Genomic DNA, 24,576 nt, shown 5'->3' with positions numbered 1-24,576 from the left:
AAGGCCCTGCTTCGGCAGGGCCTTTGTCGTGTGACGGCATTGTCGTTCATCGACATTGTCGTTTGGTGGCTTGGTCGTTGACCCGGCCTGCCGGTGCACCACGGTGCGCCGCCCAGCGCACCGCTGATCCGGGCCGCGGCGTCGCGCAACCGGTGCGAGGTGCCCAGGCGTTCGACGAGCACCAGCAAGTCGCCGTCCGGCGCGGCCCGGTGGATCGTCTCGGTGGTCGCCGACTGCAGGTCGTTCATGACCGGCAGTGCGATGTCGCGCAGGCTTTCCCCGCCGCCCGCCCGCCCGCCCGGCCGACGGCCGCGGCATCGGTCGGTGAACGGCTGGCCCGCGAGGACATCTTCGTCGTCCGGCTCACGAAGGTGGGCGAGGACGCCGCGATCGCGCGCGCCACCGGCAGAGCGACCCGCCGCCCCCGATGACACGGCGGCCGAACCAATCAACATAGGCGAAACGAAAACCCGCCATCGCACGACACCCTGTGCAATGATCACAATTCACTCAGCAAATTGATTTACCTGCACATTGAATTTCCTTGAGCGTCAATTATTTCGAGCTATTTCCAGTACCCTCACGGGGCTGGTGAACACGGAGGAATTGGGAATCAGCACCCCGCGGGGATGGTGCCGAGGCGAGAGGACCAGCGATGACACGCTGCCGCAACATCGGCTACCGGTTGACACTCCCCTGCCTTCTACTAGGCATGACCACGCTGAGTGGATGCGGCATCCACGTCGAGACGATCGCCCAACCGCTGCTGTACGAGACGGCACCGGCCGCGGTCCGCGACCCGTCGCCTGCCGCTTCGCAGATATTTGCCCCATGTGTCTCGGCCAATGCCGAACCGCTCCGGCATGCCGCTTCGGCAATCGCCGACCTACTCGTCGGCAAAGATCGATATCGCACAGATTGCGCACCGAATCCGGATACGAACATTCCGCTCGATGACATCATCGAACGCGCTCCACAGGTGCTGACCCCGCAACCGGTGGTCGCCACCCCGACCCCCGGGGTGCTTGTCACCGACGAACTCGTCGGCGCCGTGCTCACCGGCACGAGTGAGTACTGGTACCAACCGGTCATCGGGCCGGCGTAACCCGATATTCACACCAATCGTTCCCCCGCTCGCGCACCCTGAGGTAGCGTTGCCGCCGACGTTGACGTCAATTAGCACTGCAAACGTCTGGGAAATTCGATCCGATGTGCTGAAACGCCATCCGATGGCGGAGTTCCACCACCTGCCACCGAACGAAACAGTAGCTGTGAAACGCAAAGTTCCAGGTAGATACGCAGGAAGAAGTTCGGCCCGGAACCCATACCCGTGCTAGTGTCAAGTTAGCTGAACATCGAGCAGATCCAGATGCAGCGCACCGCCGAGGTAGGAAACGAGGTATTAGCTGATGCCAGCCCAGAGCGCACCGAGCTCCTCGGCCGCCACGCCGGATGGCGCGCCGCTCGACGGCGTCGCCGCGGTCATCAGCTGCAGCCGCCTGGGCCGCACCGCGAACCCGCCCACCTTCTCTCTGACGGACTGGCTGCGGCCGCGTCGCCGCCGCGTCAACAGCGTCAGCGGCGCCTGATCCGACGGATCACCAGCACCACGACCACGGTGCCCACGCCTACCAGCGACACCAGAACCGGCGGCTTCGTCACGAACGCCACGACCTTTGCCTTGGCATCGTCGGCGAGGCGCTGAGGATTCGCGCGCACGGCGAGACTGTCCACCGTCGCGGCCAGCTGATCACGAGCCTGGTCGATGTCCTTCTTGATCGCCTCGGGATCCCGATCAGCCACTGTGTCCTCCATGTCGTCGGCGTACCGAATTACCCTAGAGCAGCCGGAGCCGACCACGCTGCCCCGGTCGAGAAAGAAAGGCGTATCCACGCATGGCACAGACCCCGCGGCTGGCAGTCGGCGACAAGGCACCCACCTTCAGCCTCCCCGACGCCGACGGCAACACCGTCAAGCTGTCCGACTTCACGGGCCGCAAGGTGATCGTGTACTTCTACCCGGCGGCCTCGACCCCTGGTTGCACCAAGCAGGCCTGCGATTTCCGGGACAGCCTCGCCGAGCTCAACGACGCCGGCCTCGATGTCGTGGGCATCTCCCCCGACAAGCCCGAGAAGCTGGCCAAGTTCCGCGACGCCGAAGGACTGACCTTTCCGCTGCTGTCCGACCCGGAGAAGAAGGTGCTGACCGCCTGGGGCGCGTTCGGCGAGAAATCCATGTACGGCAAGACCGTGCAGGGTGTCATCCGGTCGACCTTCCTGGTCGACGAGAAGGGCGTCGTGCAGGCCGCGCAGTACAACGTCAAGGCCACCGGGCATGTGGCCAAGCTGCGCCGCGACCTATCGGTCTGAGTCGTTCCCCAGCGCCTGCAGAAACAGCGCCTCCGAGGTCGCCGCCCGCTCCAGCACACCGAGGTGCAGGCTCTCGTTGATGCTGTGCGCCTGGGTGCCCGGATCCTCCACCCCGGTGACGAGGATCTTGGCATCCGGGAAGGCCGCGGCGAACTCGGCGATGAACGGGATCGACCCGCCCATCCCCATGTCGATCGGCTCGCGGCCCCACGCGATCTGAAAGGCCTGCCGGGCAGCGTCATACACCGGGCCGGTCGCATCGATCGCGTAGGGCTGCCCGACATCGCCGGGGGTGACGGTGACCCGCGCGCCCCACGGGGCGTGCGCCTCCAGATGCCGTGTCAGGGCCGCCAGGTGCTCCCGGGCGTCCCCGCCCGGCGCGACCCGCATGCTCACCTTGGCCCGGGCGCTGGGCACCAGCGTGTTCGACGCCAAGGCGGTCGGCGTGGTGTCGATACCGATCACCGTGATGGCCGGGCGCGCCCACATCCGTTGCACCACCGGGCCCGAACCGATCTGCCGGACACCGTCGAGCAGGCCGGAGTCCGCCCGCACCCGCTCGTCGGGGAACTCGACCTCGGCGGCCGTCGCCTCGTGCAGGCCCTCGACAGCGACGTTGCCGTCGTCATCGTGCAGGCTGGCCAGCACCCGGACCAGGGCGCTCAGCGCATCGGGCACCACACCGCCCCACAGCCCGGAGTGCAGCCCGTGGTCCAGGGTGGCGACCTCCACCACACAGTCGGCCAGCCCGCGCAACGAAACGGTCAGCGCGGGGATGTCGACACCCCAGTTGTCGGAGTCGGCGATGATGATGACGTCGGCGGCCAGCAGGTCGCGATGGGCGTCCAGCAGCGCGGGCAGTGACGGCGACCCGGACTCCTCTTCGCCTTCGACGAAGACGGTGATGCCCACGGGAGGATTGCCGTCAAACGCCCGGAACGCCGCCAGATGTGTTGCGATACCGGCCTTGTCGTCGGCGGTGCCACGGCCGTACAGCCGGCCGTCACGTTCGGTCGGCTCGAACGGCGGCGAGTGCCACTGTGCGCTGTCACCCTCGGGCTGCACGTCGTGGTGGGCATACAGCAGCACCGTCGGTGCGCCCTCGGGTGCGGGGTGCCGGGCGATGACCGCGGGTGCACCGCCGGCGCTGACGGTGCGGATGTCACCGAAACCGGCCTGCGACAACAACTTCGATGTCAGCTCGGCGCTGCGGTGCACCTCGGGACGCCGCGCCGGGTCCGCCCACACCGATTCGATACGCACCAGCTCTTCGAGATCGGCACGCACCGAGGGCAGCAGTTCCTGGACACGCGCGGCAACATCGGTCATGGCTCAAGGCTAGCCCGCGGCCGCCGTGCACGAGCGACCGCAAGACGTCACACTCCCCGCCGTTCGAAACTGAAACTGTGTACGTCTCACCGCCGGATCACGTACACCGCTTCAGCTTCGCACGGTCCACCCGTGGCCAGACTGAAGCCAGGTAGGAACGTGTGACCATGCAGCAGGTCCGAGCTCCCGTTATGGGCGCTGACCCGCGAGCGTGCGCACACTCCCGCGCGAGCGCGCGTGTCCAGCCTCAGACACGCACGCTCGCGGCATCAGGCTTCCAGGATGGCGACCGCGGCCGCGGTATCGGCCTCATGGGTCAGCGACAGGTGGATCGTCACATCCTTGAGGTGCTCGGCGATGGCACCGGACAGCCGCACCTTCGGGCGGCCCCACATATCGGTGACCACCTCGATATCGCGGTGGATCCCCTCCGGCAGCATCGGCCGCTTCGAGAAGCGCGACCCCGACCAGGCCTTGATCACCGCTTCCTTGGCCGCCCACCGCGCCGCGAGGTGACGCGCCGCCGACGAACTCTTGTCCGCGGCGTCGCGCCTCTCCCCCGGCGTGAAGGTCTCGGCGAAAACGGTGCCAGGCTGGTCAACCTGCTCGGCGAAATCCGGAATCGACACCAGGTCGATCCCTACCCCAACAATGCCCATTCCGGAGACGCTAGCCGACTCGCTTTCCGTCACTTCGAGTAGTGGTCGTCAGCACCCAGGCGGGCGTCGGGATTGAGCAGCATGGCCGCTTCCTGACGCTTCTCCGGGGTGTCGTTGCCGAACCGGCGATCGGCCGGCTTCTCGTACAGCGCGGGCCCACCGGCGATCGCCGAGGCGAGGCGGCGCTGACCATCGAGCACGCGGGCGTTGGCCCGGGCCTGGTAGTCGGCACGCTGATCGGCCGGCAGTGCGGCCAGCAGCGCCTGCGGATGCACCAGCGCCACCAGACCGGACACGTGGCCGAACCCGAGGCTGGTCACCAGACCGGCCTTGAGCGGGAACTTCTCCCCCAGGTGCAGGGGTTCGCGCACCCAGACGAAGTGCTTGGCGTGGTTCAGCTCATCGTCGACGCAGTCCAGGCTGCGGTTGGGCGGGATGACGCCGTCACGCAGGATCTGGCACAGACCCATCATCTGGAAGGCCGCGGCGCCGCCCTTGGCGTGACCGGTGAGGCTCTTCTGGCTGACCACGAACAGCGGTGCGCCCTTCGAGCGTCCCAGCGAGGCCGCGAGCCGCTCGTGCAACTCGGTCTCGTTGGGATCGTTGGCCAGCGTCGAGGTGTCGTGCTTGGAGATCACCGCGATGTCATCGGCACCGACCCCCAGCTTGGCCAGTGAACGGGCCAGCCGCGACTGGCTGCCACCGCGACCCGCACTCAGGGCACCGAGGCCCGGGGCGGGGATCGAGGTGTGCACACCGTCACCGAAGGACGAGGCGTAGGCCACCACGGCCAACACCGGCAGACCCATCTGAACCGCAAGGTCACCGCGGGTCAGCAGAATCGTTCCGCCGCCCTGGGATTCGACGAACCCGAGCCGGCGACGATCGTTGGCGCGGGAGAACTTCGAATCACTGATGCCCTTGGCCCGCATGGCCTCGGTGTCGGCGGTGGCCGACATGTCGCCGAAGCCGGTGATGGCCTCCAGCGTCAGGTCGTCATAACCACCGGCGACCACGAATTCGGCCTTGCCCAGCTGAATCTTGTCGACGCCTTCCTCGACCGACACCGCCGCCGTGGCGCACGCCGCGACCGGGTGGATCATCGAGCCGTAGCTGCCGATGTAGGACTGCACGACGTGGCCGGCGAAGACGTTCGGCAGCACCTCCTGCAGGATGTCGTTCGGCTTGCTCCGGCCCAGCAGGTTGCCGTGGTACATGGTCTGCATCGACGTCATGCCGCCCATGCCGGTGCCCTGGGTGCTGGCCACCAGGCTCGGGTGCACCCACCGCATCAGCTCGGCCGGGCTGAAGCCCGCCGACAGGAACGCGTCCACCGTCGTCACCAGGTTCCACAGCGCCACCCGGTCGATCGAGCTGGCCATGTCCGGCGTGACGCCGTAGACCTGCGGATCGAAGCCGGTCGGGATCTGGGCTCCGACGGTGCGCGACAGCTTCACCTTGCGCGGCACCCGGATCTCGGTGCCGGCCTTGCGGGTGACCTGCCAGTCCGCGCTGTCGGGGACCGGTGCGATGACGGTGTGCTCCGGGTCGTACTTCACGAACTCGCGGGCATCGGTCTCCGAGGACACCACGAAGGTGAAGTCCTTGTCCAGGAACACCGACACCAGCAGCGGCGCCGAGTGATCGGCGTCGAGGAAGCCGTCGCCGACCCACTCGCGGATGCCCACCTTGGCGACCACGGCATCGTGGTAACGCTCGACCAGTTCGGCCTCGTCGACCAGATCACCGGTCTCGGTGTCGTACCAGCCCGGCTTGGGATCGTCTTCCCACTTGACCAGCCCGGTGGTCCAGGCCAGCTCCAGGACGCCGGCGGCCGACAGCTCGCCGGACACCTCCATCTCGAAGCGGGTACGCGAGGAACCGTACGGTCCGAGCTCGGCACCACCGACGATCACCACCAGATCGGCGGGGTCGACGTCCAGGTCGTCCCATGCCGGCGGCGGTGCCGCGGCGTAGCCGCGCGGCGGCGAAGGCAGGGCGCGGATCTTGCCGGCCTCGTCATCGTCGTCGTCATCGTCGGCCGCGGCCGACATCTCCTCGCGGGCCTTGGCGGCCAGCTCGGCCATGTCGATCTCGATCTCGCCGAGACCGCCGGTCATGTCGACCTCGATCGGCGCCCGGGCGGCGGCGACCTTGGATTCGATATCGCACAGCGCCAACAGCTTCGAGGCCATCTCGGCGGTGGTGTAGGTGGTCAGGCCGGCCTCTTCGACGGCGCCGACGATGGCGTCGTTGTGGCCCATCAGACCGGTGCCCTTGGTCCAGCCGATCAGCGCGTGCGCCAGCGAAACACGCTGGCTCCATGAGGATTCGGCCTTCCAGCGGGTAACCACGGCGTCGAGTGCGGCCTTGGCCTCACCGTAGGCGCCGTCCCCACCGAACATGCCGCGGTTGGGCGAGCCCGGCAGCACCACGTGCAGACGCGAGGCGATGTCACGCTCGGCGCCCAGATGCGACAGGCCGGCGATGAGCCGCTGCACGGCCCACAGCAGGACCTTCATCTCCATCTCGGAGCGCGCACCCGCATCGGAGAGATCCCCACCCACCCGCGGTGCGGCGAACGGGAACAGCAGCGTCGGGTTCTGCGCGTCCTTGAGGTGAATGGCCTTGGGGCCCAGGTTCTCGGTCTGCTCGTTGCCGACCCACTCGACCAGTGCGTCGATATCCGAGTAGGACGCCATGTTGGCCGGGACCACCCACAGGGTGGCGTTGAAGCGGGCGTGATCGCGGTAGAGCGTGCGGTAGAACGCCAGCCGGTCGTCATCGAGTCGCGACGTGGTGGCGATGACGGTCGCGCCGCCCTCCAGCAGCTGGGCGGCCACCGATGCGGCGATCGACCCCTTCGAGGCACCCGTCACCACGGCCACCTCGTTGGCGTAGCCACCCTTGTCCGGGTTCTCCGCACCGGCGGCGGCGCGGCCGTACAGCGCGGCGTGCACGTTGCGGCCGTGGGCCAGGGCGCGGCCCTGCCACCAGCTGGCCTGGGTGCCGACGATGTTGCCCGCACCCTCGAAGCTCTGCGACAGGCGCTGCCAGTCGGCGTCGATCTCGCTCTCGTCGAGCAGCCAGAACCGGGCCAGATCCTCACGGGCACTTGCCCACCGGTCGTCGAACACCACTGCCTTGCGGGCGTCGAACACCGGGGACACCAGACGCGGCCAGTCCGAACCGAGTTCGGTGGTGACCAGGTCGATCAGATCGGCATCGCTGACGGTTTCCTCGGCGCTGACCTGGTTGTCCAGTCCGAGCTGGCCCAGGATCGTGCGCGCGGCGTTGGCCAGCACACCGTTGGGTCCGGTGACCTGCTCGGCGAACTCGCCGAGTGCCGCCGAGTCGACCACGCCGCCGGCGGCCGCGCCGGAGGACGGCAGGCTGACCGGGATGCCCTTGCGGGCACCGACCGCCTGCACCGCCGCGTCGATGACCTTGTCGACGGAAGCGGCGTCGGCCAGTGCGCCCTCGTGCAGGCCGCCCATGTTGCCGCCGCGGACACTGGAACCCTCGCGGGTACCCAGCGCCACCTCGGCGGTGACGTGCTTGGCCCAGCCGGGGCCCAGTTCCCATGTCTTGGAGACACGTTCGGCGATGTAGGCCGGCCGCTTGCCCGACGGCCCGAAGACCGTCCGCAGCTGATCGTTGATCGAGTCGGACAGCACCGGGCCGAACGGCTTGTAGGTGCGGGCCAGCTTGGTCACCTGCGACTTGAGACCGGCCAGATCGGCTTCGGCCGCACCGTCGATGGCGCCGAGGTTCAGCTCGGAGCCCAGGTCCACCAGCATCTGGTTACGCCGCGAGGACGCACCGTCGGTGATGGATTCGATGGAGTCCAGCGCCTCGATCTGGTCGGGACGCATCTTGGCCGCCAGTGCGATCAGCACCAGAGTGGCGTCGGCAGCGTCGAATCCGATGTCGTCGGGGCGCGGGCCACCGGACGGCGCTGCCGCCGGTGCCGGAGCGGCCGCGGGAGCCGCAGCCGCCGGGGCGGCCTCGGTGGCAGCCGCGGGAGCGGCCACCTCCTCCTCGGGCTCCGGGTCGGTGTCGGTGGCGAACAGCACCGCGGCGTCGCGCTCGGCGTTGAGCACCTCGGTGGTGTTGTGCGAGTACTCGGGCAGCTTCAGCGTGTTGGTGGCCAGCCCCGCCACGGTCGGCGCGGTCTTGACGCCGATCTCGACGAATCGCTCGACCCCGAGACCACCGGCGGCCTCCTCGATGAAGAGCAGGTCCTGGGTCTCGATCCAGCGCACCGGGCTGGCGAACTGCCATGCCAGCAGCTCGATCACGACCTTGCGCATCAGCTCGCGCGGACGCTCGTTACGCCAGGTGTCGTAGTCGGCGAGGATCTCGTCGAGCGGCTCGGCGGGCACCAGATCGCGGATCTCCTGGATGAAGTCGCGGTCCAGGGTGAACGGCCGCGGCACCAGGTTCGGGATGTACTTGCCCACCAGCAGGTCCGGGTCGGCGTCGGTCGGCATGACCCGCTCCAGGGAGCGGCGGAAGTCGGCGACACCGACGCGCAGCACCTCGGAGTGGAACGGCACGTCGATACCGGGCACCAGGATGAACGACCGCTTGCCACCGCTGATCTCGCGGCGACGTTCGATCTCCTCCTCCAGGGCCTCCAGGCCGCGCACGGTGCCGGCGATGGCGTACTGCGAGCCCCGCAGGTTGAAGTTCACGATCTGCAGGAACTCGCCGGTGCGCTGGGAGATCTCCTCGACGAACGCCGTGACATCGTCATCGGGCAGGTCGATCTGGGACGGGCGGATCGCGGCCAACCGGTAGTTGGAGCGGCCCTTCTCGTCGCGGGGGACGATGTCGTGCATCTTGGAGCCGCGGTGGAACACGACCTCGAGCAGCGCGGGCAGCTCGTAGACGCCGGAAACACAAGCCAGCGCGGTGTATTCACCGACGGAGTGCCCGCAGGCGATGGCACCTTCGACGAAGGCACCCTGCTCCCGCATCTCGGCGACCTGCGCGGCGGCCACCGTCGCCATGGCGACCTGGGTGAACTGCGTCAGGTACAGCACACCCTCGGGGTGGTGGTAGTGCACACCGGAGGCGATCAGGCTGGTCGGGTTGTCCTTGACCACGTGCAGCACCGAGAAGCCCAGCGTGTCGCGGGTGAACTTGTCGGCGATGTCCCACACCTTGCGGGCGGCCTTGGACCGGGCCCGGACCTCCATGCCCATGCCCTTGTGCTGGATGCCCTGGCCGGGGAAGGCGTACACCGTCTTCGGGGCGGCCAGCTGTGCGGTCGCGGCCATCACCAGATCGCCGGCGACCTTCGCGGTGACCTCGATGATCTCGGCGCCACGGTCGATGCCGACCCGGTCGACGCGGAATTCGATCTCGTCACCGGGCAGGACCATGCCCAGGAAGCGCGAGGTCCAGCCCACCAGGCGGGCCGGCGGGGTGGCGCGGCCGTCGGTGGCGGTCACCACGTGCTGAGCGGCGGCCGACAGCCACATGCCGTGCACGATCGGGCCCTTGAGCCCGGCCAGAAGCGCTGCGGCGCGGTCGGTGTGGATCGGGTTGTGGTCACCGGACACCACGGCGAACGCGCTCATATCGGTGGGCGCGGTCAGGGTGACATCACGGCGACGGCGCCGCGGGGTGTCGGTGGCGTTGTCGGTCATCGCGCCGCCGGCACGAACCGGGTCCTCCAGCTCGACGGCACCGGTGCGGCCGCGGATCGCGAACCGCTCTTCCAGGCGCGCCAGTTCGGTGCCCTCGGCATCGGTGATCAGCACGCTGACCGGCACGACGCGTCCGACCTCGGTGTCGACTGCCTCCGAAGCCGTTGCGGTGACCGTCAATTCGGATTCCGATGTGGGCATCGGGGCGAGCAGGTGCGCGGCATGGTCCAGGTGCACCAGGCTGAGCAGGCCCTCGATGACGGGGAAACCGGCATCGGTGGCGGCCGAACCGATGGTGGCGAACACCGCGGGCCAGCAGCGGCCGACCAGGGCGTCGGGCACCAGGGTCAGGCCCGGGGCCAGCGGGGCGCCGAAGGTGGCGGTGACGCCGGTGTGATCGGCGACCTCCTCCGGGTCCCAGCCGACGGTGACCGTCGCGGTGCCGTCGACGACGGCGGGCAGTGCATCCACCCCGTCGACGCCGGCGGCGATGGCCAGCACCGCACGCATCGCGGCGGCGGCATCCTCGGTGGTGACGACGGGCATGCCGCCGTTGACCGTGGCGCCCGGCAGCGTCAGCTTGATGTTGATCCAGATATCTGAGAGCGGCACGCTCAGCGTGACGCCCTCATCGGTGAGTTCCAGCCGCGAACCGGTGGACGGATGGGTGGCCGCACGATTCTCGTTGACCTGCCACTCGCTGGGGGCGCCGATGCGGTGCACCGGGTTGATCGCGGTACGGCCGGCCCACAGCACATCGGGCGAATCCAGCACCACGGCAATGGGTCCGGTGACCGCGGCGTTGGCCTGGCGGCGGGACACCACCGGAACGGCGACGGCTCCGCTGGCCACGACCTCGTCGACGGCGGCCTGCTCGAAGCGGTCCAGCAGGTCACCGACGGGCTCGTCGACCCGGGTGATACCGGCGACGGCGGCGGTGCCGGGAATGATGCAGACCTGGTCTGCGGTGTAGCGGGCATCGTGGGCCTGCCACAGGGAATCGCTGCGCCACCAACGGCGCACATCCTTGTCGATGACCGGCACGAAGTTGACCGGCTTGCCCGGGGTCTTGCACAGGGTGGTGAAGAAGGGCACGTCGGCCGGGTGCAGCTTGATGGTCTCGGCGTCCGGGTACCGGTTCAGCAGGATGTCGACGGCAGCGGCCGGATGCTCCAGCAGCGCTTGGCTTTCGGCGTCGCCGGCGAACAGGGTGTCGATCGGGCCCGAGTCGCTGGGATGCAGGCGGGCCTCGGCGCGCTTGAGCATCTCCTCGAAGCGGTCCCGCCAGGTGACGTCCAGCCACGGCGAATCGGCGGCCTTGGTGTCGGCGGTGGAATCGCCCTCACCGATGGCCAGCTCGACGTAGCGGTCCAGCCACTTCAGGTAGGTCATGTCGGAGACATCACCGAAGTACGGCTTGGCGGTGTCGGCCATGGCCGCGATGATCTCGTCGCGGCGCTCGGCGACGGCGTCGGCGTCACCGGCGACCTCATCGAGCAGACGGCCGCAACGCGATGCGGTGTTGTCGATCTCGTGGATGTCGGCGCCGAGCTGGCTGCGCCCGGAAGCCATGCCGCCCTGGGCTTTTCCGGCCCCGACCCACACATCGGTGCCCTTGGTGTCCACCAGGAGCTGCTTGACCGCGGGCGAGGTGGTGGCTTCCAGGGTGGCCATCGCGGCGGTGCCGACCAGGATGCCGTCGACCGGCATCAGCGGGAATCCGTAGTCGTGTGCCCAGCGACCGGCCAGGTAGTCGGCCGCACGCTCGGGGGTACCGATACCGCCGCCGACGCAGATGGTGATGTTGGACAGCTTGCGCAGGTCCGCGTAGGTGGCCAGGAGCAGATCGTCGAGGTCCTCCCACGAGTGGTGGCCACCGGCGCGGCCGCCCTCGATGTGGGCGATGACATCCTTGCCCGGAACCTCGGCCGCGATCTTGATCACGGACTTGATCTGGTCGATGGTGCCCGGCTTGAACACCACGTGGGTGATGCCGATCTCGTTGAGTTCCTCGATGAGCGCCACGGCTTCGTCGAGTTCCGGGATGCCGGCGGTGACGACGAGACCGTCGATGGGTGCGCCGGACTGACGGGCCTTCTGCACCAGGCGCTTTCCGCCCACCTGCAGCTTCCACAGGTACGGGTCCAGGAACAACGAGTTGAACTGGATGGCGCGGCCCGGCTCCAAGAGCTCGGTGAGCTCGGCCATGCGGTCGTCGAAGATCGTCTCGGTGACCTGGCCACCACCGGCAAGCTCGGACCAGTGCCCGGCGTTCGCGGCGGCGGCGACGATCTTGGCGTCGACGGTGGTCGGAGTCATCCCGGCCAGCAGGATCGGCGAGCGTCCGGTGAGACGGGTGAACTTGGTGGACAGCTTCACCGAGCCGTCGGGCAGGGTGACCGTCGACGGCGCGTAGCTGGTCCACGGTGCGGGCACCTCGGGCACGGCGCCGACGGTGAACAGGCTGCGCTGACCGGAGCGGGTCGCGGCCGGCACGATGCCGACCCCCAGCCCGCGGATCACCGGGGCGGTCAATCGGGTGACGGTGTCGGCGGGGCCGAGGTCGATGATCCAGCGGGCGCCCGCGTCGTGCAGGGCTTCGACGTCGGCGACCCAGTCGATGGGGCTGACGAAGATGGACTCGACCATGCGGTGGGCCAGCTCGGCGTCGATACCGCACTTGGCCGCCCAGCGGTCCACGAGTGCGATGCCGTCGGCCAGCCGCGGGGTGTGGAAGCCGACCTCGACCTGGACGGGGTTGAACACCGGCGAGAACACCGCGCCACCACGCAGCTTGTTCTTGCGCTCGGCTTCTTCTTTCTCGGTGATCTTCGAGCAGTACAGCTCGAAGCGCCCGAGCTGTTCGGGGGTTCCGGTGATGACGACGGAGCGGCGGCCGTTGCGGATGGACAGCACCGGGGGCAGCACGGTGCGGACGTCGGTGGAGAACTCTTCGAGCAGCTCGGCGATCCGGTCGGGGTCGACGTTGGTGACCGAGACCATCGGGGTCTTGTCACCGCGGCCGACCATGCCGCGCCGGCGGGAGATCAGTGAACCGGCGGCGCCGATCAGCTGGAGCAGCGCGAGCAGTTCGGCGTCGCGGGTGCCCTTGGCCTTGAGCGATTCGACACCCAGGATGCCCTGGGAGTGCCCGGCCATCGCGACCGGCGGAGTGCCCATCAGGTCCAGGCCTTGGCGCGTCAGCGCGCGGATCGCGGCCATCTGGGTGAGCAGGATGCCGGGCCCTGAGATGGCGGCGGTGGTGAGCTGCTTGGTGTCGGGCAGTGGCTCCTCGGCGGCCAGCGCGCGCACCCACTGCAGCGGTTCGAAGCCGATCGGGCGCACCACGACGAGTTCGCGGGCCACCGGCTCCAGCAGCAACGCCGCCTCGCCGACCAGCTCGCTGAGCTCGGACTCGATACCCGCGGAGCTGACCAGCTCCTCCAGGCTCTCCAACCAGGCGCCGCCCTGACCACCGAACGCGACCGCATACGGCTCACCGGCATTCAGCAGATCGACGAGCGCATGTGCACCGGTCAAGGATCCCTCGTTCAGGCTGTGCTTGCTGCCGGCTGTCACCCTGTCGTGCTCGTTGATCGTCACGTTGTGTATCTCCCTCGGTGCAGTCTTTTTCACGCAATATCGCTGGTCGTACCGGTGTGCCGCGTCGTCGCGGCGAGGATGCGTACGGGATCCCCGACGGCCCCGTCGTCCTGTTGGTCCTGGTGATTCAGCTTTGAATCTCCGTCGGGCTGGTTCTCATCGGCGCGATCCGGGAGCACCGGAAGCCGGCTCCAGACGCGCCCAGAGGGCAGCCCAACCCCACTAAGAGTGTCATAAGAACTAGAGCGATTTTCCGACCTTAAATGGTTACTGGCGAGTCTACGGACGGGTAACCATACGTCGGGTAACAACGACCCCCGCGCCGCCCAAAGTTCTGCGGGACAAACGTCCTGCATGCAGGCGGTTACGGTCGAGTAGCTATAACTTCCCAGATCAGCGCGATGCCGTTATGAAATCGTTATCTAAGAATTTGGTGTTCGCCGGCACCACCGACGGCGCTTCGAACCGCGCCCCCGAAAGGACATATTGCGCCGAAGTGTCCACCCGCCGGTGACGGCTGGTGAAAATTGTTTGCTGGAAATTATTACTGATCGGTAAGTTTTTGCACCCCGTCCGACGCCGGCCCGCACGACGAGGCCGATACAGATGTTCACGGACCCGGGCGCCCGTGGGCTGAGCACCGACTCCCAGCGCACAGGAAGGGCTTCGACGTGCCCTTGCCCCGCCCCTGACTGACGTCGCCATCGAGGAATGTAGAACCGGCGCGCCGACCGGACCGCCCCGGCGACGTGTAGTTGCCAGCCCCCCGTCAGGCCCTGTCGCCACCGGGCACCGCCGTCAGCGGCCGCGTCAGCAGTGCCCGCCGCAGCTGGTCGGCGATGACGGCGTGGCCGATCCCTACGCAGTCGGCGATCCACCGGCCCATACGGTCAATGTCGCCCTGGTTCGGGTCCATGGATCCGAACCGCTCGGCCACCTCACGTTCCAGCACCGAGATCACGGCATCGGCCAGCCACTCCACACCGTCCCGGCCCGTATCCAGCAGCGTGATCACGATGCGGGCGTATGCCAGCGGGTCCACGGAGTGCGCCACCCACCGCCCGATGTCGGGATTGGCGAACACCAGCGCCGACCCCGAGGGGTGGGCGAGCTCGAGTTCGACCAGCCGGGCACCCTCCGCACTTGCCGGATCGATCCCGACGGGGATCCCGGCCGGCGTCGGATCTTCGCCCGACTCGGGGCTCGGACGCTGGATCACCCGCTGCAGTCCCAGCAGCTCGGCCAGACTCCCGCCGGCCCGCACGGTCTCGAAGAACTCCGCGACATGGGCGGAGGTGAACCCGCGGCCCAGCAGTTCGTCGATGGTCTGCAGCTGGGCCAGGTGATAGTCGTCGTAAAGGGCGGAGCGCCCCTGTCTGCGCGGCGGATCCAGTAGGCCACGTTCGCGGTAGGCGCGGATGTTCCGGGCCGTGACGCCGGAGATCCGGGCCAGATCGTCGATGCGGTATTCGTTCAGCGCCACCTGTGCGCCCCCACACCGGGTCGACAGCAGAGCGCGCGCATTTCTCCAGTCTAGCCCGGCTCGTGCAGAACGAGCGAACTGTGAAATACGCGCGAAACAGTGCAGATGTAAATTCTGGCAACCTCGGTGAGCGATCTCACCGAGAAATGATTGGCGATTCATCCCACCAATTTGGGACCCTTATCCTGCTCCCCCCACCCGCTCAAGGAATCGAGGTCCGCGTGCGTCCCTGGATCATCTGGGCGACCGGACTACTCGCCTACATCGTGGCGGTGCTCAACCGCACCACGCTCGGAGTGTCCGGGCTGGAGGCCGGCGACCGCTTCCACGCAGGTCCCAGCGTGCTGTCGACGTTCGTGGTGCTGCAGATCATCGTCTACGCCGGCGCCCAGGTGCCTGCCGGCGTGTTGCTCGACCGCTACGGCTCGAAGCTCCTCATCCTCTCCGGCGCCACGCTGATGGCGACCGGCCAGCTCGCGATCGCGCTCACCGATTCACTGCCACTGGCGCTGGCCGCGCGCGCCGTCGTCGGGCTCGGGGACGCGGTCACGTTCATCTCCGTCCTGCGCCTGGTGCCGCATTGGTTCCCGGCCAAGCGGGTGCCGCTGCTGACACAGCTCACCGGGATCAGCGGCCAACTCGGTCAGGTGCTCTCCGCGGTGCCGTTCCTGGCGTTGCTGGGTGTCAACGGCTGGACCTCGGCCTACCTCACCGTGACCGCATTCGGCGTGCTCACCATGGTGCTGGCCGCCGCAGTGCTGCAGAACACCCCGAACGGGCGCCTGGTCACCACCGAGACCATGAACGTGCGGGACACCATGGTGAGCCTGCGCACCGTGTGGATGCGTCCCGGCACCCGGCTCGGCTTCTTCACCCATATGGGCACCCAGTTCTCGGTGACCGCGTTCGCCCTGATGTGGGGAGTCCCCTACGTCACCACCGCGCAGGGCCAGACCCGCACGGTGGCCGGCATGTTGCTGACCATCTCGGTGGTGACGGCGATCGCGGCCGGTGTCGTGCTCGGCATCCTCACCGGCCGGTATCCGCACAAGCGGTCGGTGATGGTGCTGACCATCATCGGCAGCAACGCGCTCATCTGGACGATCGTGCTGGCCATCCCCGGCCAGGCGCCGCTGTGGCTGCTGGTGCTGCTCGTCGTGATCATCTCCGTCGGCGGGCCCGGCTCGATGGTCGGCTTCGATTTCGCCCGCACGTTCAACCCGAGCGCGACCCTGGGCACCGCGCAGGGCTTCGTCAACATGGGCGGGTTCCTGGCCTCGCTGCTGCTGATGCAGGCGATGGGTTGGATTCTCGACGCCGCCGGCGGCTACTCCACCGACTCGTTCCGGCTGGCGTGGACACTGCAGTACGTGGTGTGGGTGCTCGCCGTCATCGGCATCCTGATCACCCGCCGCAAGGCGCGGCGCCTGATGAAGGCCGAGCAGGAGCGGTCGCTGTTGGAGACCTTCGAACCGGCCGGACGCTAAGCCCCGGTTCGGGCGGCGACCGCGGCCGCCGTCCGGCGGTGTCCGACCCACTCGTCGCCGATCACCGCCACGGCGGGCGCTGCCGTGACGACCACCAGGCAGACCGCCATCGAAACACCCGAGAGCGCCAGCAGTACCGCACCCACCAGGACGGCCGCGGTCAGCGCCGCAAGCAGCAGGTGCACCGCGTTGACGCTGCGCAACAACAGCGAGTGCAGCAGGTAGATCAACCCGATGTAGACCGCCACCGGGATCACCACCGACAACACCGTGCCCACCGAACCGAGTTCGGAATGCTCCTCCAGGTAGTACGCCGCAACGTGCAGCCCGGCACCGGTACCGACGATCGCGCCGAACAGCAGGATGGCCAGATAGCCGAACCAGAACGACGTCTCTCGGTGTGCGTGCAGCAGTTCGGCCGAGGGCACCATGAAGAACAGCCACCACATGCCGAAGGTCAACCCGATTCCGGCCAGCGCCACCAGGATCGCGTCCGAGGTCCAGCCCTGGTCGTGCACCACCGCGGACAGGCTCGCCACAGTGCCGACCACTCCCTCCCCCAACGCGATGATCGCCATCAGGCCATATCGCTCGGAGATGTGATGGGCGTGCCACGGGGTACCGCCGGCCCGGCGCTCCGCGATCACCGGACCCAGCATCTCCACGCCGATGAGTACCGCCATGATCAACAGCGTCACCGACAGCGAGGTGTGCACGAAAATGGCTGCGATCCATCCGAGTTGAGCAACCGAGATCGCCGCGACATAGGCATACAGGCACTGCGGCGCGCGGGGTCCTGCCGCGCCGCGCGCAGCCACTGCCCCACCATGGCGACCCGCATCACCACGTATCCGGCCACCATCACCGAGTTGTCGACGTGTCCGCCGTGCTCCAGCGAGGCGTATACGTCCGGTATGCCGAGAGTCAGGATCAGGACACCGACCATCTGCAGCATCGTCATCAGCCGGTACACCCAGTCATCGGTGTCGTAGGCCGAGGCGAACCAGGTGAAGTTGATCCACGCCCAGCAGACGGCGAACATCACAAACCCGAAGCCAACCAGGCCCACCCGCACATGCTCCGCGGCCATCGCATGCGCGAGCTCCGATGCGGCGACGCCGAAGGCCACCACGAAGGTGAGGTCGAACAACAACTCCAGCGGAGTGGCCGCCCGATGCTGCTCGTGCGGATCGCGACCCGACATCCGGCGAAGCCGGTGCGCCCGGGTCGGAACCGAAGGCTGTGGTGTGGAAACGCTCACCCGATCATCCTCTCCCCGATGGACCCGGCCCGCACCGGCTCACCGACGCAACACGCTAGCGTGAGCGCGTGTCCACAGCTTCGGATCCCCGCACCGCGGTCGGTGTGGTGCTGGCGGCCGGGATCGGTGCGCGGGTGGGCGCCGACGGCAACAAGGCGTATCTGAGGCTGGCCGGCAGGTCGATGCTGTCCTGGTCTGTCCGGGCGGTGGCCGGCACCGCAGAAATTGGCCGGGTCATCTTGGTGTACCGGCGGGGCGAGCGCGATGTGGCGGCCCGAGCCCTGGCCGACGACCTGCCCGGGGTCGCGGTGGAACTCGTCGAGGGCGGTGACAGCCGCCACGAATCCGAGTTCAACGTGCTGCGCCACATCGCCGCCGATATCGAGGACGGCACCGTCGAGGTCGTGCTCATCCACGACGCCGCGCGGCCGCTGGCCGGCCCGGATCTCATGCGCGCCGCGCTGGACACGGCCCGCCGCCACGGTGGCGCCGTGCCCGCGGTGGCGGCAACGGGCCTGGCCCGGCCACGACCCGGCGGCGGGTTCGAACCGCTGACGCAGCGACTGGTGCGTGTGCAGACACCGCAGGCCTTCCGGGCCGGGCCGTTGCTGCAGGCGTATCGACGCGCCGCCGACGAGGCCTTCGACGGCACCGACACCTCGGCGTGCGTACAACATTTCACCGAGGTCGAAGTGCGGGTGTTCCCCGGGGCCGCAACCAATCTCAAGGTGACCTACCCGCCGGACATCCGGCTTGCCGAGCACCTGCTGGCGGGAACGGTCAACGCCGACAGGCGATGACGGCCGCCAGCAAAGCGGCATCTGCCGGCAGGTCGAACGGGATCGCGTCCGCGTCGCCGGCGACACACACCAGGTCGGCCGCGGCGCTCAGCACGGCGGGCAGATCGTCGAGCCGGGCCACGGCGGCACCGTACGGATACTGGGTGATCTGCAGCTCGGAACGGTCCACCGTCGACCGGATTACACCCTGCCCGTCAACCCTTTTCACGGTGTCGGTGACCGGTAACACCGGGACGACCAGCTCAGCACCGTCGGCCAGCGCCGCGACGACACGGGCCAGAAGATCACGCGACAGCACCGGGTGGCGGTGGTCGGCCACCAGGGCGTGTGTCGCCGCGGAGGCCTGCAACTGCGGCCCCGCCGCGGTCAGGCACTCTGCGGTGCTGGCGTTTTCGCCAGCCGCGATGACCCTGGCCGGCGATCCGGCGAGCCCGGCGCGCGCCCGCTCGTAGATTGCCGCGTCGGCCGGTACCAGCACCTCGGTGACCTCCACGGTGAGACCACGCACGATCCGCACCAGTACCGGCTCTCCGTCGACGGGGGTGAAGACCGACTCCGGGTGCCGGGCCGCCGCGACCGGTAGCGGCAGGATCGCTGAGAGTTTCACCGCGGTCAATGTAGCGGGCGGGCCGACCGGAAGCGCTGGAGGTAGGCCTCCCAGTCCCACCCGGCCAGGAAATCCCGCGCCGCCGAGTACCCGTTGGTGTACAGCGCCTCGACCTCGGTGTCGCTGATATCGAAATCGAGGAATCCCACCTCGGTCGAGTCGACGCGCACCGTCCTGGCGCTGACCCAGGGCTGATTCAGGTACGCCTGATCGCGGCCTACCAGGACGGTGGTGATGACATCGTCGAGCATTCGCGAGGGCCCCAGACGGCGCAGGGGTCCCCAACTCGGCAGCAGATGGTCGGTGTCATTGGGCAGGTGCGGCAGTACCGTGACGCCGAAACTGGGCCAGCGCGGGACACCTCCGTCGGCGCGATCCAGGGAGTCGACCGGGAAGTTGGACAGCAGGCCGCCGTCGACCAAGGTGGAGCTCCGCCCCGCGGCATCGGTAAGCGTCACCGGACGGAAGTAGAACGGGATCGACATCGAGGCGCGCACCGCATCGGCGACCGGCTGCTCATCAGGGTCCAGACCGTAGACCCTGCGATAGTCCCAGGGCAGCCGCACCAACTGGCCGGTGGTGACATCGGCGACGGTGACCACCAGGTTGTAGCGCTGCTCGGCTGGTAGGTCGTCATCATCGATGGCGAGGTCACCGAAGGTACGGACCCCGAGGTTCGCGAGTTGCCCGCGCACCCAGTCGTGCGCGTAGTCGCCCTTGTAGATGCCGCGGCCCCGCACCAGGGCCAGCGGTTGCCCGATGACCGGTAACCGCCCGACCAGCCCCGGGTCGCGGAATTTCCGGTACTTCAGTTCCAGCGCAATGGCTTTGAATTCAACCCCGGTGAGCTGCCCACGCGCGGCGGCGACGATCGCCCCGACGATGGAGCCCGCAGAGGTGCCCGAAACCCGTTGCGCCCGGTAGCCGGCCTCCATCAGGGCGACCACCGCGCCGATCAGACCGACCCCTTTGACCCCGCCACCGGAGAGAACCAGGTCGGCAGGAGAGGTCGGCGACGGCAACGGCTACACCGGGTCGAAGGACGAGATCAACCAGTCGTCGTCCACCCGCGTCAGGCCGACCTTGACGGCGCTGGTGGAGAACGATCCGTCCGGGTTCTCCGTGCTGGTGGTGGTCTGGTTCAGGAACACCAGCACCACCGCCGATTCGGGATTCAGTTCGGCGACGGCCGCATTGACGATCGCCGCGCTCGTCTTCACCGATTTCTTGGTGGCCGCCGGCGTGACGATCTGCTCGGTGAACTGGTTGTAGTAGTTCAGGAAATCACCGGTCAGATGTGTCTTGGCGTTGCCGAAGTCCTCGTTGAGGGTCTCCGGTGAATACGACAGCAGCGCAACGGTTCCGTCTTTGGCGGCGCTCAGCACGGTGTCGGCGGCGGCGGTTCCGGTGGCCTGATCGGGCTTGTACTGGTTGACGTACAGCCACGCGGTCACGCCTCCGGTGATGGCCAACAACACCACCAACGTGATGGCCACCCAGAAGCGGGCGGCACCGTGGAGCACCCGGCGTACCGGGCCCGCCGGGCGATCGGGCGGTCCACCCGCCGCCACATCCGGTTCCTCGGCGGCAATGGTGTCCTCGGGACCGTCCGCGGCGTCGATCTCGACAGCGGTCAACAGTTCTTCTTCGTTCTTCACGGTCACGGCGCGAACTCGACTTTCGCCATCTTGATCTGGTCACCATCGCGGGCCACGCTCACGATCAGCCGCCAGCTGCGGGGGTCTTCCTTGGCGCCCTGGGCATTGGTGATGGTGGATGCGGCCGCCACCAGAACATCGGCGGTGTCGTCGGTCATCGTCTGCACCGCGGTGGCGGTGACGTTCGCCTCGGTCACGACCTTCGACGATTCGGCGACCTTCGCGAACTCCTCGGCCTGACTCTGGAAATCCTCGCGGAACTGACCGGTGGAGTTGTCGATGATGCGCTGCACGTCTTGCTGCGCGCGGTTGAAGTCCAGCGACATCAACGACACCACGCCCTGCCGTGCGGCGGCCGAGAACTGGGCGCTGAGGTCCCGCCGCTGCTCGGCCTGCTGGTGCTTGACCACAATCCAGGCGCTGGTGCTGGCCAGCGCGGCGATTCCGAGGACCGCGAGGATCACCGCGGCGTACTTGACGATGCTGGTGAGTTTTCCACCGCGGCGCACGGGGTCCGAGTCGTCCTCGGCATCGTCTACATCGTCGGCCGCGTCGATGTCCTCGATCGCGTCGATGTCTTCGACCGCACCGTCCTCGGCATCCTCGGCGGCCACGTCATTGTCGGCGTCAACCCCCACCGGGTCATCAGCGGCCACCTCGGCCGTGGCTTCAGCCGCCCGCGTGGCCTTGGCCTGCTGCACGCGGAGCACATTGGCCCGCGCGCGGGCTGCCGCCGCTTCGGCCTCGGCGGCTGCGGCGAGCGCCTCGGCCTCCTCTGCGGACAGATCCGCGACGTCCGCCTGATCGGCGTCCGGCGACGTTTCGCCAGGCTTCCGGGTCGACATCATGACCTCCTGCGCCAAACGAGAATGGCGTTATCAAATTCGACTATTCATTCGACGATACCCCATCAGCGATTCGCCCAGAAACAATGCTCTTCCTGCGGAAACGCTATTTCCGTGCTGTGCGTACGCTCAGCGGGCGAGGTCCTGAAGGCGATCCTTCATCACCTTGCCCGTGGCGTTCAAGGGCAGCTCATCAAGAAACTCTACGTACCGCGGCACCTTATACCCGGCCATCCGGTCACGGCTCCAAGCGATCAAATCGGTCTCACTCAGGACCTCGTCGCCTTCGCGGCACACCACGAAGGCCTTGCCGACCTGGCCCATCCGTTCGTCGGGCACGCCGATCACCGCCGCCTGACGGACCGCGGGGTGCTCGAGCAGGAAACCCTCGATCTCGGCCGGGTAGGCGTTGAAACCGCCGACGATGAACATGTCCTTCTTGCGGCCCACGATCGTGAGCCGTCCAGCGTCGTCGACGGCCCCCAGATCCCCGGTGTGCAGCCATCCGTCGGCGTCGATCGTCTCCGCGGTGGCCACCGGATCATCCAGGTAGCCCTGCATCACGGTGTAGCCGCGCACCAGCACTTCCGCGTCCGCGGCGATACGCACCTCGACGCCGTCGCAGGGCCTGCCCGCGGTGGTCGCGATGTCCTCGAAGGTATCGCCGGGGCGGGACAGGGTGACCGTGCCGGCCTCGGTGAGTCCGTATCCGGTCGTCAGCGTCTGGAAGGGCAGTTCCTCGTGCACCCGGCGGATGAGTTCGACCGGGATGTCGGCGGCACCGGTGACCCCGGCCCGCAGGGTTGCCAGCCGATGCTTGTCGGTGACTGCCAGCAGTGAGTGGTACAGCGTCGGGGCGCCCGGCAGCATCGTGATCTTTTCGGCCTCGATGAGGTCCACCACGGCGGGCACGTCGAACACTGGAACCGGAAGGATGGTGGCGCCGCGGATCAGCGAGGAGATGCAGCCGGCCTTGTAGCCGAAGGTGTGGAAGAACGGGTTGACGATCAGATAGCGGTCGCCCTGGCGCAGGTCGGCCAGATCGCACCATTCGGTGTAGAGCCGAAGCGTCTGTTCATGATTCATCATCACGCCCTTGGCCCGGCCGGTGGTGCCGGAGGTGTAGATGATGTCGGCGATATCGGTGCCCAGCAGACCCTTCGCCGCGTAGGGCTGCCCGCTGTCCAGGAAGCCCGAGGTGATCTCGATCGCCGGGACCCCGGCGGGAACGCTGAAATCCTGTCCCAGGAAGCCGTTTTGGACCAGGACAGCCTTGGCGCCGCTGCGGGTGATGATATCGGCGGCCTCTTCGGCCTTGAATCGGGTGTTCACCGGGACGACCACCGCACCGGCGGTCACCGCGCCGAAGGCGGCGATCAGCCAGGCTGCGGAGTTGGGCGCCCAGATCGCGACCCGGTCGCCCTTGCCGATGCCGAACTCGGCGAAAGCTCCCGCGGCACACCGAACACGCTGGGCCAGTTCGATATAGCTCAACCGCAGCGAACCGTCGACGACCGCTTCGGCAGCACCGAAGCGGTCGCCGACGCTCAAGACCATCTCCGGGATGGTCTGCCACTCTCGGGTATACGTCACTCGCGAAATTACGTGGTGATGAGGCGCCCGAGGTTGCCGCCCATGATCTTTGCCTGGTCCTCGATGGAGAGATGCTCCAGGGCGGTCACATAGTGCGTAGGCTCCGCCAGGCCCTCCGGGTGCGGCCAGTCCGAGCCGTACAGCACCTGGTCGACGCCGATCAGGTTGATCAGATCATCGATGCCCTCTTCGTAGAACGGGCTGACGTAGATGCGGTTCTTGATCTCTTCCATCGGGTTACCGAGGAACGCCTCCGGCGCCTTCTTGTACACCTCGGCCATCGAGTCCAGCAGCGGGAACATCCACTTGGAGCCGGCCTCGACGATGCCGACCTTCAGCTTCGGGTGCCGGAAGAGTGCGCCGTGAATGACCCAGGAGGCCACCGCATCCTGGATCGGACGCCACTCGTTGAGGATGGACATCGCGTTGGTCTGGAACGGCAGCATCTCCTGCGCGCCGCCATCCCACTCCGAGGTGTAGCGCGAGTAACCACTGTCCGAGGAGTGCATGCCGACGAAGATGTCGTGATGCACGCAGCGCTCCCAGAAGGGATCGAATTCGGGCAGTGCGAACGACCGCGGGCCGCGGAAGCCGGGCACCGGCGCCGGGCGGATCAGGATGGCGCGGGCGCCGCGCGCGACGGCCCACTCCAGCTCCTCGAGCGCCTTGTCCAGGATGGGCAGGGTGATCACCGGAGTGGTGAAGATGCGGCCCTTGTGATTGAAGCCCCACACCTCGTGCAGCCATTCGTTCAGCGCGTGCACGATGACGTGGATGGCGACCGGGTCGTCGGCGAGGCGCTCCTCGATGAGGCTGGCCAGCGTCGGGAACATCAGTGTGCGGTCCAGACCGAGGTCGTCCATCACCTTGATGCGCGGCTCGGGCTCGAAGAACGCCGGGATGGCCTTCATCGGCTCGCCGAACAGCTCGCGCTTGCTCTTGCCGTCGGGGTTGCCGAACTTGAAGTACTCCTCCCAGGCGCCGGGCTTGGCGACCACCGAGAAGGTGGGGTTCGGGATGTAGTTGCTGATCTGGCCCTTGATGGCGATCTTCGTGCGGCCGTTGATCTCCACGTACTGGACGATGTCCTTGTACTCCTTGGGGAGGTACTTGGTCATCGCCTCCGGAGGCTCGTAGAGGTGGTTGTCCGCATCGAAGAGCGGAAACGGTATGTCGACCCGATGCGACAGTTGACCCATGAGATGCTCCTTTTCAGTTCGTGAGA

The 24,576-nt window shown here is 67.8% G+C and carries 17 protein-coding genes and 1 pseudogene; 6 read left to right on the top strand and 12 right to left on the bottom strand.

Annotated elements, in window-relative coordinates; genetic code table 11:
- Positions 1-65 precede the first annotated feature (65 nt).
- The 3 genes from EXE63_RS24645 to EXE63_RS24635 all read left to right on the top strand — a co-directional run bounded on the left by EXE63_RS24645 (position 66) and on the right by EXE63_RS24635 (position 1,589).
- Positions 66-431, top strand: coding sequence for a hypothetical protein (locus tag EXE63_RS24645; protein WP_168144096.1), 366 nt, complete (start codon positions 66-68; stop codon positions 429-431).
- A gap of 281 nt (positions 432-712) precedes the next feature.
- Positions 713-1,105 (top strand): hypothetical protein, encoded by a 393-nt coding sequence (locus tag EXE63_RS24640; RefSeq protein WP_168144095.1) that lies wholly within the window; start codon positions 713-715, stop codon positions 1,103-1,105.
- A gap of 304 nt (positions 1,106-1,409) precedes the next feature.
- On the top strand, positions 1,410-1,589 hold the full coding sequence (locus EXE63_RS24635) for a hypothetical protein (RefSeq protein WP_105365372.1): 180 nt from the start codon (positions 1,410-1,412) through the stop codon (positions 1,587-1,589).
- On the opposite strand, the gene EXE63_RS24630 is transcribed toward EXE63_RS24635, so the two are convergent.
- On the bottom strand, positions 1,576-1,803 hold the full coding sequence (locus tag EXE63_RS24630; protein ID WP_168145756.1) for a DUF3618 domain-containing protein: 228 nt from the start codon (positions 1,801-1,803) through the stop codon (positions 1,576-1,578). The genes EXE63_RS24635 and EXE63_RS24630 overlap by 14 nt on opposite strands.
- A 92-nt stretch (positions 1,804-1,895) precedes the next feature.
- Between EXE63_RS24630 and bcp the strand changes: the two genes are divergently transcribed.
- The gene (gene bcp, locus EXE63_RS24625; RefSeq protein ID WP_168144094.1) at positions 1,896-2,369 is read left to right on the top strand and encodes a thioredoxin-dependent thiol peroxidase; all 474 of its coding nucleotides are present in this window, start codon (positions 1,896-1,898) and stop codon (positions 2,367-2,369) included.
- On the opposite strand, the gene EXE63_RS24620 is transcribed toward bcp, so the two are convergent.
- The 4 genes from EXE63_RS24620 to EXE63_RS24605 all read right to left on the bottom strand — a co-directional run bounded on the left by EXE63_RS24620 (position 2,358) and on the right by EXE63_RS24605 (position 15,100).
- Entirely contained in the window at positions 2,358-3,698 is a 1,341-nt protein-coding gene (locus EXE63_RS24620) for a dipeptidase (RefSeq protein WP_168144093.1), read from the bottom strand. The genes bcp and EXE63_RS24620 overlap by 12 nt on opposite strands.
- 269 nt (positions 3,699-3,967) lie before the next feature.
- Positions 3,968-4,357, bottom strand: a complete 390-nt coding sequence (gene acpS, locus EXE63_RS24615) for a holo-ACP synthase AcpS (protein WP_067994998.1) — start codon at positions 4,355-4,357, stop codon at positions 3,968-3,970.
- Between the two features lie 29 nt (positions 4,358-4,386).
- A complete protein-coding gene (locus EXE63_RS24610) occupies positions 4,387-13,617 on the bottom strand; it encodes a type I polyketide synthase (RefSeq protein WP_168144092.1) in 9,231 nt (3,076 codons plus the stop codon).
- A 769-nt stretch (positions 13,618-14,386) separates the two neighbouring features.
- Complete coding sequence (locus tag EXE63_RS24605; protein ID WP_234904257.1) at positions 14,387-15,100, bottom strand: MerR family transcriptional regulator; 714 nt, start codon at positions 15,098-15,100, stop codon at positions 14,387-14,389.
- Between the two features lie 221 nt (positions 15,101-15,321).
- Between EXE63_RS24605 and EXE63_RS24600 the strand changes: the two genes are divergently transcribed.
- Positions 15,322-16,587, top strand: coding sequence for an MFS transporter (locus tag EXE63_RS24600; RefSeq protein ID WP_168144091.1), 1,266 nt, complete (start codon positions 15,322-15,324; stop codon positions 16,585-16,587).
- Here the strand turns inward: EXE63_RS24600 and EXE63_RS24595 are convergent.
- Positions 16,584-17,791, bottom strand: a pseudogene (locus EXE63_RS24595) (low temperature requirement protein A). The gene EXE63_RS24600 and the pseudogene EXE63_RS24595 sit on opposite strands and share 4 nt — an antisense overlap.
- Before the next feature lie 125 nt (positions 17,792-17,916).
- Here EXE63_RS24595 and EXE63_RS24590 point away from each other — a divergent pair.
- Complete coding sequence (locus tag EXE63_RS24590) at positions 17,917-18,648, top strand: IspD/TarI family cytidylyltransferase (protein WP_234904256.1); 732 nt, start codon at positions 17,917-17,919, stop codon at positions 18,646-18,648.
- On the opposite strand, the gene EXE63_RS24585 is transcribed toward EXE63_RS24590, so the two are convergent.
- From EXE63_RS24585 to EXE63_RS24560, 6 genes are all read right to left on the bottom strand, one after another.
- Entirely contained in the window at positions 18,629-19,255 is a 627-nt protein-coding gene (locus EXE63_RS24585) for a 2-C-methyl-D-erythritol 4-phosphate cytidylyltransferase (RefSeq protein WP_209999976.1), read from the bottom strand. The two genes, EXE63_RS24590 and EXE63_RS24585, sit on opposite strands and share 20 nt — an antisense overlap.
- A 5-nt stretch (positions 19,256-19,260) precedes the next feature.
- Positions 19,261-20,277 carry a patatin-like phospholipase family protein gene (locus EXE63_RS24580; protein WP_168144089.1) on the bottom strand — a complete coding sequence of 339 codons (1,017 nt, stop codon included), beginning with the start codon at positions 20,275-20,277 and terminating at the stop codon, positions 19,261-19,263.
- Between the two features lie 3 nt (positions 20,278-20,280).
- Entirely contained in the window at positions 20,281-20,919 is a 639-nt protein-coding gene (locus EXE63_RS24575) for an Rv1363c family protein (protein ID WP_168144088.1), read from the bottom strand.
- Positions 20,916-21,758, bottom strand: coding sequence for an Rv1363c family protein (locus EXE63_RS24570; RefSeq protein ID WP_234904255.1), 843 nt, complete (start codon positions 21,756-21,758; stop codon positions 20,916-20,918). Before EXE63_RS24570 ends, EXE63_RS24575 begins: the two co-directional genes overlap by 4 nt.
- A gap of 129 nt (positions 21,759-21,887) precedes the next feature.
- Positions 21,888-23,315 (bottom strand): FadD3 family acyl-CoA ligase, encoded by a 1,428-nt coding sequence (locus tag EXE63_RS24565; protein WP_210000891.1) that lies wholly within the window; start codon positions 23,313-23,315, stop codon positions 21,888-21,890.
- Between the two features lie 44 nt (positions 23,316-23,359).
- A complete protein-coding gene (locus EXE63_RS24560; protein WP_105361761.1) occupies positions 23,360-24,550 on the bottom strand; it encodes an amidohydrolase family protein in 1,191 nt (396 codons plus the stop codon).
- Positions 24,551-24,576: the final 26 nt, after the last annotated feature.

Origin of the sequence: Mycolicibacterium frederiksbergense (genome assembly GCF_012223425.1) — a bacterium.
GTDB classification, from domain to species: domain Bacteria; phylum Actinomycetota; class Actinomycetes; order Mycobacteriales; family Mycobacteriaceae; genus Mycobacterium; species Mycobacterium frederiksbergense.
This window is presented reverse-complemented; position numbering and strand designations above follow the sequence as displayed.

Bases quoted from the DNA above. Each gene is read 5' to 3' on its own strand.
- EXE63_RS24640 (WP_168144095.1), top strand. From the start codon at position 713: ATGACCACGCTGAGTGGATGCGGCATCCACGTCGAGACGATCGCCCAA.
- EXE63_RS24635 (WP_105365372.1), top strand. From the start codon at position 1,410: ATGCCAGCCCAGAGCGCACCGAGCTCCTCGGCCGCCACGCCGGATGGC.
- bcp (WP_168144094.1), top strand. From the start codon at position 1,896: ATGGCACAGACCCCGCGGCTGGCAGTCGGCGACAAGGCACCCACCTTC.
- EXE63_RS24620 (WP_168144093.1), bottom strand. From the start codon at position 3,698: ATGACCGATGTTGCCGCGCGTGTCCAGGAACTGCTGCCCTCGGTGCGT.
- acpS (WP_067994998.1), bottom strand. From the start codon at position 4,357: ATGGGCATTGTTGGGGTAGGGATCGACCTGGTGTCGATTCCGGATTTC.
- EXE63_RS24570 (WP_234904255.1), bottom strand. From the start codon at position 21,758: ATGTCGACCCGGAAGCCTGGCGAAACGTCGCCGGACGCCGATCAGGCG.
- EXE63_RS24565 (WP_210000891.1), bottom strand. From the start codon at position 23,315: ATGGTCTTGAGCGTCGGCGACCGCTTCGGTGCTGCCGAAGCGGTCGTC.
- EXE63_RS24560 (WP_105361761.1), bottom strand. From the start codon at position 24,550: ATGGGTCAACTGTCGCATCGGGTCGACATACCGTTTCCGCTCTTCGAT.